This is a genomic window from Blautia massiliensis (ex Durand et al. 2017) (assembly GCF_051861785.1).
GTDB classification, from domain to species: domain Bacteria; phylum Bacillota; class Clostridia; order Lachnospirales; family Lachnospiraceae; genus Blautia_A; species Blautia_A luti_A.
Genome location: NZ_CP146725.1, coordinates 3,503,464 through 3,516,383 on the forward strand (window position 1 = coordinate 3,503,464; position 12,920 = coordinate 3,516,383).

The following is a 12,920-nucleotide window of genomic DNA, read 5'->3' on the forward strand; positions in this document are numbered from 1 at the left end:
TTTTTGACCTAATTATACATATTAGCATGAAAAAATGAGGGATTCAAGAAAAGAATATCCTTCTGACATTATATAAATGGTTCATACTATAAATATCTAAACGATTTTGATAGTTGACATGAATTTTCAGATATGCTATGCTTATGAAGATTTTGAAGGACAAGAAAGAGTCTTTTCAAAGCAATTATTTTGGATCACTCCATTTTGGGGTCAAGGCCATACGGACAGCCGGGTCCACTGCCGCTGATGGTAACTTTGGTTGCCTTATTGATTGAGTTAGAAGCTCAAATTTTATAAGTTGGTTCCTTTGATAACCGTCATGCGCCTGTTGCGCAGACTTGTGAAACGGTCAATAAGAGTAGTAAAAGTATGATTGCTATATAGACTCTGACATATATCATCCGGATTCTGATCTCATGTAAATATGGGGATTCTCATATTTATATGCGATGAAAATAAAATCAGGAAGAATGATCTAAGCAGGTTTACGGTTTTGTATCGGCCTGCTTTTTTTGTGCGGATAAAGGAACTGGAAATGGAGAAGCAATGAACAGAAGTCGTTTTAAACTGGACCAGAATCATGCTCCAATTCATGAAGCTCTGGAAAAATTCCTGCGTATGAGAGTAGTACCTTTCGATGTGCCGGGACATAAAAGAGGGAGAGGAAATCCGGAGCTTACTGAATTTCTGGGACAAAAATGTGTAGGTGTGGATGTAAACAGCATGAAGCCGCTGGATAATCTCTGTCATCCTGTATCCGTGATCCGGGAGGCGGAAGAGCTGGCCGCAGATGCCTTTGGGGCAGCGCATGCATTTCTTATGGTTGGAGGAACTACAAGCTCAGTACAGACTATGGTGCTAACTGCCTGTAAGAGGGGAGATGAGATCATTCTTCCCCGAAATGTCCACAGAAGTGTGCTGAATGCGCTGGTTCTGTGCGGAGCAATCCCGGTCTATGTGAATCCGGAGGTGGATCAGAGACTTGGGATTTCTCTTGGAATGCGACGTGAACAGGTGGCAAAGGCAATTAAGGAGCACCCAAATGCGGTGGCTGTGCTGGTGAACAATCCCACCTATTATGGAATCTGCAGTGATCTTCGCGCAATTGTACGCATGGCTCATGAAGCAGGAATGCTGTGTCTGGCAGATGAGGCACATGGAACTCATTTTTATTTTGGCGGAGGTCTGCCGGTTTCGGCAATGGCAGCTGGTGCAGATATGGCGTCTGTATCCATGCATAAAAGCGGCGGAAGCCTGACCCAGTCCAGCCTTCTTCTTACAGGACCAGGTGTTCATGCCGGTTATGTCCGTCAGATCATCAATCTGACTCAGACTACTTCCGGCAGCTATCTTCTGATGTCAAGTCTTGACATTTCGCGCCGGAATCTTGCACAGCGAGGACGCCAGATTTTTCATCAGGTAGCAGATATGGCAGAGTATGCAAGGGAAGAGATCAATGCTATTGGCGGCTATTATGCATTTGGAAAAGAGCTGGTGAATGGAGATTCGGTTTTTGATTTTGACATTACGAAATTAAGTGTACATACCCTGGATATCGGACTTGCAGGGATCGAGGTTTACGATATACTGAGAGATGAATATGATATTCAGATCGAATTTGGTGATATTGGAAATATTCTGGCTTATCTGTCGATCGGAGATCGTGCCCAGGAAATAGAGCGGCTGGTAAGTGCTCTTGCGGAGATCCGCAGACGATTCCAGAAGGATAAATCAGGATTGCTGGATCAGGAATATATCGATCCTCAGGTAGTGACAAGTCCTCAGGAAGCTTTTTATGCAGAAAAATGCAGCCTTCCTCTCAGAGAAACCGAAGGCAAAGTATGCAGCGAGTTTGTAATGTGTTATCCTCCGGGAATCCCGATTTTGGCTCCGGGGGAACGAATCACTCCGGAAATCCTGGATTATATTGAATATGCCAAGGCAAAAGGATGCAATATGACAGGCCCTGAAGATCCGGATATATTGCGTTTAAACGTACTGGCAGGGAGGTAAAGAAAATGGAAATGTGGTTTTCGGAATTTCATACACCGGATGTGAAGCATAGTATCCGGGTAAACCGTCAGCTTTATTCAAAGCAGAGTGACTATCAGAGAATTGATATTTTTGAGACACCGGAATTTGGCAGGGTGCTCACACTGGACGGTAATGTAATGCTCACAGAGCGTGACGAATTTATTTATGACGAAATGATCACGCATGTACCTATGGCTATTCACAAAGAAGCTAAAGATATTCTTGTGATCGGAGCAGGAGACGGCGGAGTTGTACGTGAACTGACCAGGTATGACCGTGTCACCCATATTGATCTGGTAGAGATGGATCCTATGGTAGTAGAAGCCTGTCGCGCATATCTTCCGGGAAATGCCTGCAGGCTGGATGACAGGAGAGTGCACCTTCATTATGAAAATGCGTTGAAATATATACGCCGCTGCGAAAATAAATATGATCTTATTATTGTAGATTCTTCGGATCCCTTTGGCCCATCGGAGGGATTATTTACCCGTGAATTTTATGGAAACTGCTATAATGCGCTGAAGGCGGATGGAATCATGGTTAATCAGCAGGGAAGTCCTTTTTATTCCGAGGATGCGCATGCCATGCAGCGCAGTCACAAAAGAATTGCCAGTACTTTCCAGATCAGCCGCGTTTACCAGGCTCATATTCCTACCTTTGCTGCCGGCTACTGGCTGTTTGGCTTTGCAAGTAAAAAATATCATCCTGTGGATGACCTGGATTCGAAGGCATGGAATTCACTGAATCTTCGCACCCGTTACTATACTACAAGGCTTCACAAAGGTGCATTTTATCTTCCGGCTTTTCTGGAGGAAATGCTTCAGGAGGTGGAGGACTGATTTATGATCTTACCAAATATTGAAAATTTTATCGGTTGTGACAGCAGCTTTGAGGAAGCAGAAATTGTTCTTTACGGAGCTCCCTTTGATTCGACCACAAGCTTTCGTCCGGGAGCCAGGTTCGGTCCTTCTGCCATTCGTCATGAAAGCTTTGGACTGGAAACCTACAGCCCTTATCAGGATAGAGATCTTATGGATATCCGGGCATTTGACAGTGGAGATCTGGAGCTTTGCTTCGGCAGCAGTGAAAAGGCGCTTGCTGATATACAGGATCGTGCAGAGGAAATCCTGAAAGAGGGAAAAATGCCGCTGCTTCTGGGGGGAGAGCATCTGGTGACACTGGCTGCTGTGAGAGCTGTCGCCGGGAGATATCCGGGACTTCATATTATTCATTTTGATGCGCACGCAGATTTAAGAGACGATTATCTTGGTGCCCATTTAAGTCATGCGTGTGTTATCCGCAGATGCTATGATATTCTGGGAGATGGGAGGATACATCAGTTTTGTATCCGAAGCGGGGAGAGAGAAGAATTCCGGTTTGCAAAAGAGCATACAGATTTTCATCCCTTTACCTTTGAAGACCTGGAAGAAACCGTACAGGAATTGGCCAGGAAGCAGGTTCCGGTATATTTTACCATTGATCTGGACTGTCTGGATCCATCTGTATTTCCGGGAACCGGTACACCGGAGGCAGGGGGCGTAAGCTTCCTTGAATTGCTCGCTGCTATCCGGAAGGTATCAGAATTAAATATTGTGGGAGCAGATGTCAATGAGCTGGCACCTATGCTGGATCCAAGCGGTGTTTCCACAGCTACAGCATGTAAGGTGGTCAGGGAACTGCTGCTGGCGGTGGCAAAATAAAAACAGTTACGAGAATTGAGTATAAAAAAGGAGACAAAAAACATGAGCAGAGTACTTGTAATCGGCTGCGGCGGAGTAGCCAGTGTAGCAATTCAGAAGTGTTGTCAGGCAGATACTGTATTTACAGAACTGTGTATAGCAAGCAGGACAAAAGAAAAATGTGATGCACTTGCCCGGAAACTGGAAGGAAAAACAAAAACAGTTATTACCACCGCAAAGGTGGATGCGGATGATGTAAACCAGCTGATCCAGCTGATCAATAGTTACAAACCGGATCTGGTAATGAACATTGCGCTTCCGTATCAGGATCTGACTATTATGGATGCATGTCTGGCATGTGGTGTAAACTATATGGATACGGCAAACTATGAGCCGGAGGATACGGATGATCCCAAATGGCGTGCTATTTACGAAAAACGCTGCAAGGAAGCGGGATTTTCCGCATATTTTGATTATTCCTGGCAGTGGGCATACCGGAAGAAATTTGAAGAGGCAGGACTTACAGCACTTCTTGGCTGCGGCTTTGACCCGGGTGTTACCCAGGCATATTGTGCATATGCATTAAAGCATGAGTTTGACCAGATCGATACCATTGATATTCTGGACTGCAATGGAGGAGACCACGGATATGCATTTGCAACCAACTTTAATCCGGAAATCAATCTTCGTGAGGTAAGTGCGCCCGGAAGCTACTGGGAGAATGGACACTGGGTGGAAATTCCTCCGATGGCGATCAAGCGGGAATATGATTTTGATCAGGTCGGCGATAAAGATATGTATCTTCTGCATCACGAGGAGATCGAGTCCCTTGCCCAGACAATTCCGGGTGTAAAGAGAATCCGTTTCTTTATGACCTTCGGACAGAGCTATCTGGATCACATGCGCTGTCTGGAGGATGTGGGAATGCTTTCTACTACTCCGATCAACTATAATGGACAGGAAATCGTTCCTATCCAGTTTTTGAAGGCTCTTCTCCCGGATCCGGCCAGCCTGGGTCCACGTACTAAGGGAAAAACTAATATTGGCTGCATTTTCACCGGGGTAAAGGATGGAAAAGAGAAAACCTATTATATTTATAATGTCTGTGACCACCAGGAATGTTATAAAGAGGTTGGAAGTCAGGCAATCAGCTATACGACAGGCGTTCCGGCTATGTGCGGAGCATTAATGATGCTTACCGGAAAATGGATCCGCCCGGGAGTGTACACAGTAGAAGAATTTGACCCGGATCCGTTCCTGGAAGCACTTGACAAATATGGACTTCCACGCAGCGAAAATCATAATCCGGAGCTGGTGGATTAATGGAAAGAACAGATACAAGACCACCCTTTGCAGCGTCCGGCGGAATTATTCCGCCGGAGCTGCGGAAGATCAAAACACCTTGTTATGTTCTCGACGAAGCGGCGCTTATAAAAAATGCAGAATTAATGGGGAATATTGCCAAGAGAACAGGCTGCAAAATGCTCCTGGCACAGAAGGCTTTCAGTAATTATGACTGCTATCTTCTTTTGGAACCATATTTGACAGGAACAGAAGCAAGCGGACTGTACGAAGCCAGGCTTGGTGCCCAGGAGATGCCCGGAAAAGAGGTGCATGTATTTTGCGCCGGATATCGTGAGGATGAATTTGAGGAGCTGCTTAGCTTTGCAGATCATATAGTGTTTAACTCTCCTTCTCAGCTTCTTCGCTTTGGAAAAAGAGTGAAGGAGGCCGGGAAAAGTGCAGGGCTTCGGATCAATCCGGAATGCTCTACCCAGGAGGGACATGCTATTTATGATCCCTGTGCCCCAGGCAGCCGCATGGGTACCACAAGAGCACAGTGGGAGACTGCTGTGAGAAAGCATCCGGAGCTGATCGGATTATTGGATGGTATTCATTTTCACACCCTTTGTGAGCAGGACTCTTCTGATCTGGAAACTACTCTTACAGCAGTAAAGACGAAATTCGGAGATCTGATTTCTCAGATGAAATGGCTGAACCTGGGAGGAGGACATCATATTACAAGACCAGGCTATGATATTGCACGGCTTGAGAAGTGCATTAGAGCAGCAAAGGAAGAATGGAAGGTAGATGTTTATCTGGAGCCCGGAGAGGCATGGGCCTTAAATGCAGGATTCTTTTTGACAACTGTTCTGGATGTGCTGCAAAATGGTGATACCCGGCTTGCAATTTTGGATGGAAGTGCTGCCTGTCATATGCCGGATGTTCTGGAAATGCCTTATCGTCCTCCTCTTCTTGGAGCAGATGAACCGGGAGAAAATGCAGTCACAATCCGGCTTGGAGGACCAACCTGCCTGTCAGGAGATATCATAGGAGATTACAGCTTTTCAGAGCCGTTGAAGTACGGAGATATCCTCATGTTTGGTGATATGGCCATTTATACAACCTGCAAGAACAATACCTTTAATGGAATGCCTTTGCCTGATATATGGCTGAGACATGGCGATAAAACCATGGAACGTCTTACTGATTTTGGGTATGAAGATTTTAAAGGCAGACTTGGACGCTGCAGGAAATAAGAGCAGTTTTTTTGAAAAATAATATTGACAGGTTTAATGAAAAATGGTGCTGAACATAATATCCAACACCATTTTTTATATAGTCTGGTCCAATGATCATAATCTGACATGGTGTAGCTATTGGTGTTATAAATACAGGAAATACTGGGATTATTTCATGTTTCAAAAAGGTGTGGATCTGCATTTAGTTAAGATAATTTGACAGGTTTGGGGAAAAATCACAAAGTAATTTTTGATTATCTTTTCAAAAGTTCTTATATGCCGGTATAGCCTATTGTTACAGGCTTTTCCGGCATTTTTTGTTATGGAAGATACTCTCAAATCTTCTTATATCCCCGTATGTTTTGATGTTCAAAAGTAGTATGTGGAGTAGTAAATTCTCCGTTTACTACTTATGCAATTAGCCGCTTCATTTCTGTTATCGACGTTTCGGAAGTCGTATGCGCGTAATAGTTCAGCGTCATATTGATGTTGGAATGTCCCATGATGTACTGCAATGCTTTGGGGTTCATTCCCGCATTTGCTAACGTGGTGCAGAATGTGTGGCGTAAGGTGTGCGGTGTCATTACTTTTGGCAATGCTACCTTTTGCGTTTTGTTGTATTTCCTCACAAGTCCTCGGAACATACTTTCATAGTTGACCGCCACTTTTGGCAAGCCGTTCCGGTTAAGGAACAGAAATTTTGTGTAGCCCTCTAAAATAATAGGCTGTGCATATTTCCGTTTGTTCAGCACCCGCTGAAATGCTTCCAACACTTTTTCACTCATAGGAATAACCCGGTTGCCGCTTTTCGTCTTAGGTGTTTCCACATAGTAGCCCACGTCTGCAATTTTCAAAAGTTGGTGGTCTACATTGATAAGCTGTTTGTCTAAGTCAATGTCAGCTTCCGTCAGTCCGCAGAGTTCCGAAATGCGAAGCCCTGTCCCTAACAGTATGATAATCTCGTCGTAGTATTTCTGATAGACTTTATCATGCTGCACAAAGGACAGAAAAGCCGCTTCCTGCGTAGGGGATAGAGGTTCCTTTGGTTCCGTATCATCTTCAAGGACGGTGTTCAACTGGAAGTCAAATGGATTTTTACGAATACAATCGTCCTGTATGGCTGTGTAAAAGGCAGCCTTTAAGGAACGCTTGTGGTTGTTAATAGTCTTGAAGCCGTAACCTTTTTCTTTCATGCGTAACGCCCATTCCTTTGCGTCGGAGAGCTTCACATTTTCAATCCGACAGGCTCCAAGTTTATCCTCCTGCAAAATCCGCATGAGCTGTTTTCGCCCCTGCTTTGTACCATGCCGCACATTTGCCCGGTGGCGTATCTGCTTTGCGTAGAGTTGGCAGACCGTCATTTTCTTTCCGATATGGTCGATACCGTCGTCAAGGTCTTTTTGGATTTCTTTCTCTTTTTCCCTCAACGCTATATCGTCGCGCTTTCCTGCCGGGGTTTTGTCCGTAGGCACTAACTTCCAAGAATAAACAAACTGCGGTTTCCCAAAGGTATCTATATATTTGTAGGCATATCTTCCGTCTTTTCTCTGGCTCTCTCCGGTTCGGAGAATACGATTTTTATTATCCCGTCTTTTTTCCGACATCGTTATGCTCCTTTCCATAATGGAAAGAGCCTTGATATGCTTGACTACATTGTACCACATTCAAGGCTCGATTTCACTATCAGATTGCGTCCACCGTATCAATCATTTTTTCAAACTGCTTACGCTTAATCTGAATACGGTTTCCGTTCATCATTACCCAGTCCGGGACGGGATTTTCTTCTGCCAGTTTCCGCAGCTTGCTTTCTCCGATACGGAAATATTTTGCTGCTTCTTCTATGGTAAGCGTGTACTTTTCCCAAATCGGCACGTCGTTATTGTTCAATTTGTCGTCCCCCTTTCTTAACGGGTCAAAAATCAATCTGTGACATAGGCTTTAATCGGACGGCTATTAGCGTAACCTCATGGGAGTTGCACCCCTCCGGCGGTCTGCCGAAGCCCTACCCATTGCCTGCGACGCTTCTAACGCTCGGACTATGGCTGTAAGGAAGTATCATTATATATTCTGTGCGTTATCGCCCGCAGGGTGCTATCCCTACTTTACGGTGTGGTATTTCTCGCTCGCTTTTCGGTTAAGAAAAAGGTCATGGCGTACCCACCGCATGGCTCGGCACAAAAGGAACGTATCCGATTTGCCTTATGCTGCGTCGCCGTTCTCTTGCGTCGCTTTCTTTGTCAAGGTTCAAAATGGCTGTGCTGCCGCGTCAGCAGCGGAACGGAAAAGGGGGAGTAAAGACGTTCCACCGCCGATTGCGGTTATTTCTCTGTTCTAAAATTGAGGACAGCCATCATCAGTTTGGCTTGCAGCCGTTCCCGAATGTCGTTGTCTATACCAAAATAAACATTTCCACGCTCGTCATATAACTTTCGCATGGATAAACGGGCTATATAACCGCTGAAATGCTGCAAGACCATTTTCATAGCGTCCGGGTCGCCCTTTGTCGCTGCCACAATGACAGGATAAGGAACAAGGGCATTTTCAGGGTAGCCGGGTTGATTACCATTCGTCCCATTCATCAGCATTTTCCTCCAAATATTTTCTTAATTGTTCAAAAGAGCTTGTCCGTCTGTACTGTATTGTACTTCTCGGTGTATTGAGCAACTCTGCAATTTCTGTATCGCTCATTCCCTCGAAATAATACAGCAATATGGCTTTGCGCTTTTCTTCCGGCAAAGTACGGATTGCTTCAAGAAGCAACTTCGGCGTGATTTTCTTTCCGGCTTTTTCAAAGACGGTTTCAGCAGTTTCCCGTTTGAAATATTCATCAAAGGTATGTAGCTGTCGCGCTTCATCTAAGGTCATGTCGGAAAAGGTTACTTCCTTTGCCTTATGTGTACGAAGCTCTCTATGAGCGTCGCACGCTTCATTGTGCAATACCGCATTGCAATACTTCTGAAAAGAACATTGCTTATAAAACTCCCTGCTATTAGGTTCCACATTCTCACCTCCTTTCTCGTTGAAAGTTGGTGGTGCTTCCCCCTTTTCGCGGGGTAATACGGAGCTTTGAAAAAATGCCAAATATTTTCGGAAATTTTTTCAAAAATTTTTTTAAGCATACAAAATGCGCCCGTCCGCAAAAAAACGCGGACAGGCGCATAGGAATAATAAAAAGTATTTAGATGATTTAATAGTTCATATCTAAGGGTAGGAATATCCCCGGTGGCGGTCGGGCTTTTTTTGATAAATCAAAGAATGTAAGAATTTGTTGTTGTGGTTTATAACTCATGGCGGCTACCTCCTAAAGCCGCCATGTCTACATGGTTAAGGGTCGTCGTACAGACAAAAAGAAACGGCGGCTCTGAAAATCAAAGCCGCCGAAATAGAATAGGCGCGTGAAAATATGGCTGCTCTGCGACGGCTTTTTTTCTTTGCCGTCGTCCGGCAGATGTTGGTTGTATCATTACTTATTTTTGATTGTTTTTTTAGATATTAAAATCAAGACAGAAAACAATCCACAAAAGAACAAACTCATAAGGCTAATAATGATTTCTCCAAAGGTGGCAGAATAATAGCCGGAAATATTGAATGTAGCAGTAATAGGATAGCAAGCCGAAAGAACATCGGATATACTTGTGAATAATCCTGCAAAAGAATAAATTACTGTAAAAATCAAAGCAAGCCAATAGCCTTTCTTTATTCTTGATACAACCGCAATAACAGGTGCAATAGCAAAGAAAATCCCAATGCCGTCAAGTAAATAGATTTTGAAAAAACTTAAAATCATTTTGATAGACAAGCCCCTAAAATGTAAAATAACTTCAACTAAAAATGTAATGCCGAAAAGCAGCAAATAAAAGAGTACGCTAAATGCAAAAGTAATAAGTAATTTTGCAATCGTCATTTTAGCTTCACTTATAGGAATTAAACGTAATGATTTAATAGTATCTTCTTGTTCCTCACGACAAATCATATAGCTCCCCAAAAGTGCAATAACCGCAGGAAGAACAAAAAAAGTTGCTAAAGACTGTGCTGCGTTCATAAACCACCCTGCGTCATCTATATAGCGTTTTTCCCCAAAAGAAAACTGCCCTTGAGTAAAAACAATAATTGCAACCATAATAACTGCGAATATGGCGACCAACACAATTTTTGAACGTCGGAGTTTTTGATGTTCTGCCCAAATCAATTCTTTCATCATTCAATCACTCACTTTCTATGCTTTAAGGAAATGTACGCAAATACGATAGAAACAATAGTCCATATACCGATACAAAAAAGTGCAGCCGGAATATTGACTTCCTGTGCCAAAATAACACCGGGAATATCTCGCATGATAATTGCTGTTGCACTGGATAGAGGGTGTAGGTACATATTAACCATAAGCAAAATAAAGCTAAGAAAGGTGTAAACCAGTGTCACACATACAGGGAGTATATAGTTCTTCCCGGCAGCTGCAACCGCTAAAAGTGGTAATATGGAAAATGCGGTAAGTATGGCGATTTCAATACATTTCTTAAATAGATAACTGATACTATTCCATTCAAAGGTTATATAACCGGGAAGCATACCGAAAAATACAGACGCTATGGCTGTAAGCAACATAAAACAAACGGAATAAGACAGTACAACAATAAATTTGCTAAAAAAATATCCTGTCTTGCTAATCGGTATAATCCACAACTGTTTGAGCATATCGTTTTGATTTTCGTCATACATGAGCATAGTAGAAACCAAACCCAATACAACAGGAAGTATAATCCAAGCTGTATAGCTGAATGTAGTCCACTTATAAAATTGTAATGGTTCAATAACTGTTTTATCAGCACTTCTGAAATAAAAAACTGCAAGAAGTGGCATGAAAAGAGCGGATAACAGCATTAACACAATAAATTTTTTTCGACGCAGTTTAAGAAACTCTGCCTGTATCAGCCTAAGCAATTCCTTCTCCTCCTGTGATTTTTTTGAAATAGTCCTCTAATGTATCATTGCATAGCTGAGAACTGATAACAGCTATATCCTGTACCACAAGAGCTTTATTGACAGCAGCCATATCCAACGAAGTGTCATAAATCCGCAGGGTGTGTTCGTCCTGTACGGAATATTCGGTAACCCCAAACTGCCTTTCCAAAACAAGAGAAGTTTTCGGTATATCAGAAACTTGCAGAAGTATATACTTACTGTTTTTCTTTTGTAGCTCATTCATGCTGTTTTCTTCCAGTAGTACACCATGGTCAATAATGCCGATGTCATCAGCCAGTAGTGCAATTTCGGACAGAATATGACTGGAAATAAGAATTGTTTTTCCGCGCTCGATACTTAAAGTCTTAATAAAGTCCCTTACTTCTGCAATGCCTATCGGGTCAAGACCGTTTGTGGGTTCATCTAAGATTAGCAGTTCAGGGTCATGTAAAATAGCATTTGCTATTCCAAGACGCTGCTTCATTCCAAGAGAATACTTGCTAAACAATTTTTTGTCCCGATAAGGCAGACCGACAATCTCCAAGGCGTTTTTTACTGCATTTGGCGCAGCAGTACCGCGCAGTTTTGCAAATATCTCCAAGTTTTCCGTACCTGTTAAATTCGGATAAAAGCCGGGTGTTTCAATAATAGCACCAATCCGGGGATATACTCTTTTTTCCCTCCCTTTGATATTTTGACCGAATACGTCTACTTCGCCGGAAGTAATATCGGTCAACCCCAAAATCATTTTCATAATTGTGGTTTTACCCGCCCCATTACGCCCCAACAGCCCATATATCTGTCCTTGTTTCACATGGATATTAACAGAATTGACTACCGTTTGCTCTCCATAAGTTTTTGTCAGTTGTTTTGTTTCAATTACATATTTATTCATCATATATCCTCACTTTCAATAGGTCTGTTTCCGCAATGCAAGTACGGAAACAATGGCTGAAATACTTCCAATTACCAAAAGAGAAATTAAACAGATATTCGGAGATATAGTTATTTCTATTCCTCCCGCCCATTTCTTAACCATTTCTGCTGCGTCAGATGAAATATAGGGATAAATTCCCATAACACTCGCCAGTGGGTGCAGTCCCATAATCCCCGACGGAATAAGCACGACAGGCACAAGATAAAGTAATGCAGCCCCAATCGGTAGAACATATCCCTTTGCCAATGTTGCTAAAAAAATAACGGGGAGCATTGCAAGTGGAACTAACACGCCACCGGCTAAAAATAATAATCCCGCCTGTAAAATTGTTTCCGTATTCAAATCTGTAAAGCCGCCTGCAAGAAAGCCGCCAAGAATACAGATTGCAAAAGTAAGCAGACATAGTGCTAATGACATAAAAATTACCACTGCTATCTTTGAAAAATAAAGTTGCGTTTTGGAAATCGGAATAATCAGAAGTCCTTTTAAGGTATCATTTTTCTGTTCATCAAAGAACAATGTGGTTGCAAACATACTCAACACAATAGGCAGAAACAAACTTGTAAGGTTCTTAAATGCCAATGTGTATAAATCACTAAAACTATTCATTAGTGAGCTACTTCTTGATATACTGAAAGCACGTTCAACTGCGAATATTCCTAAAATTGCAGTTAGAATAAAGATACCTAAGACTGTCTTATTGCGTTTCCATTTCAGCATTTCAGTAGAAATGATAGTCATTGTCTTTTCCTCCTTTCTACCTCCCATTATATAGTATCAACCTTG

The 12,920-nt window shown here is 42.8% G+C and carries 13 protein-coding genes; 5 read left to right on the plus strand and 8 right to left on the minus strand.

The window, feature by feature from the left end; all coding sequences use genetic code 11:
* Positions 1–546 precede the first annotated feature (546 nt).
* From V9W66_RS16455 to V9W66_RS16475, 5 genes are read left to right on the plus strand one after another with little or no spacing between them, the layout of a single operon-like run.
* Positions 547–2,013 (plus strand): aminotransferase class I/II-fold pyridoxal phosphate-dependent enzyme, encoded by a 1,467-nt coding sequence (locus V9W66_RS16455; protein ID WP_015524484.1) that lies wholly within the window; start codon positions 547–549, stop codon positions 2,011–2,013.
* 5 nt (positions 2,014–2,018) lie between these two features.
* Entirely contained in the window at positions 2,019–2,873 is an 855-nt protein-coding gene (gene speE / locus V9W66_RS16460; protein ID WP_144094441.1) for a polyamine aminopropyltransferase, read from the plus strand.
* 3 nt (positions 2,874–2,876) lie between these two features.
* Positions 2,877–3,734, plus strand: coding sequence for an agmatinase (speB, locus tag V9W66_RS16465; RefSeq protein WP_144094443.1), 858 nt, complete (start codon positions 2,877–2,879; stop codon positions 3,732–3,734).
* A gap of 42 nt (positions 3,735–3,776) precedes the next feature.
* A complete protein-coding gene (locus tag V9W66_RS16470; protein ID WP_144094445.1) occupies positions 3,777–5,036 on the plus strand; it encodes a saccharopine dehydrogenase family protein in 1,260 nt (419 codons plus the stop codon).
* Complete coding sequence (locus V9W66_RS16475) at positions 5,036–6,253, plus strand: carboxynorspermidine decarboxylase (RefSeq protein WP_144100330.1); 1,218 nt, start codon at positions 5,036–5,038, stop codon at positions 6,251–6,253. The genes V9W66_RS16470 and V9W66_RS16475 overlap by 1 nt, the downstream gene beginning before the upstream one ends.
* 392 nt (positions 6,254–6,645) lie before the next feature.
* Here the strand turns inward: V9W66_RS16475 and V9W66_RS16480 are convergent, their stop codons facing one another.
* From V9W66_RS16480 to V9W66_RS16515, 8 genes are all read right to left on the minus strand, one after another.
* Positions 6,646–7,839 (minus strand): site-specific integrase, encoded by a 1,194-nt coding sequence (locus V9W66_RS16480; RefSeq protein ID WP_055152828.1) that lies wholly within the window; start codon positions 7,837–7,839, stop codon positions 6,646–6,648.
* Between the two features lie 79 nt (positions 7,840–7,918).
* Positions 7,919–8,122, minus strand: coding sequence for an excisionase (locus V9W66_RS16485; RefSeq protein WP_009905235.1), 204 nt, complete (start codon positions 8,120–8,122; stop codon positions 7,919–7,921).
* A gap of 431 nt (positions 8,123–8,553) precedes the next feature.
* Positions 8,554–8,814 (minus strand): helix-turn-helix domain-containing protein, encoded by a 261-nt coding sequence (locus tag V9W66_RS16490; RefSeq protein ID WP_005933821.1) that lies wholly within the window; start codon positions 8,812–8,814, stop codon positions 8,554–8,556.
* Entirely contained in the window at positions 8,795–9,235 is a 441-nt protein-coding gene (locus V9W66_RS16495) for an RNA polymerase sigma factor (RefSeq protein WP_021421424.1), read from the minus strand. Before V9W66_RS16495 ends, V9W66_RS16490 begins: the two co-directional genes overlap by 20 nt.
* Positions 9,236–9,698: 463 nt before the next feature.
* Entirely contained in the window at positions 9,699–10,436 is a 738-nt protein-coding gene (locus V9W66_RS16500) for an ABC transporter permease (protein ID WP_005933814.1), read from the minus strand.
* An 8-nt stretch (positions 10,437–10,444) separates the two neighbouring features.
* On the minus strand, positions 10,445–11,176 hold the full coding sequence (locus tag V9W66_RS16505; RefSeq protein WP_021421426.1) for an ABC transporter permease: 732 nt from the start codon (positions 11,174–11,176) through the stop codon (positions 10,445–10,447).
* Positions 11,169–12,092: an ABC transporter ATP-binding protein gene (locus V9W66_RS16510; protein ID WP_021421427.1), complete on the minus strand. Its 924-nt coding sequence runs from the start codon at positions 12,090–12,092 to the stop codon at positions 11,169–11,171. Before V9W66_RS16510 ends, V9W66_RS16505 begins: the two co-directional genes overlap by 8 nt.
* A gap of 15 nt (positions 12,093–12,107) precedes the next feature.
* Positions 12,108–12,875, minus strand: coding sequence for an ABC transporter permease (locus V9W66_RS16515; RefSeq protein ID WP_021421428.1), 768 nt, complete (start codon positions 12,873–12,875; stop codon positions 12,108–12,110).
* Between the last annotated feature and the right edge of the window lie 45 nt (positions 12,876–12,920).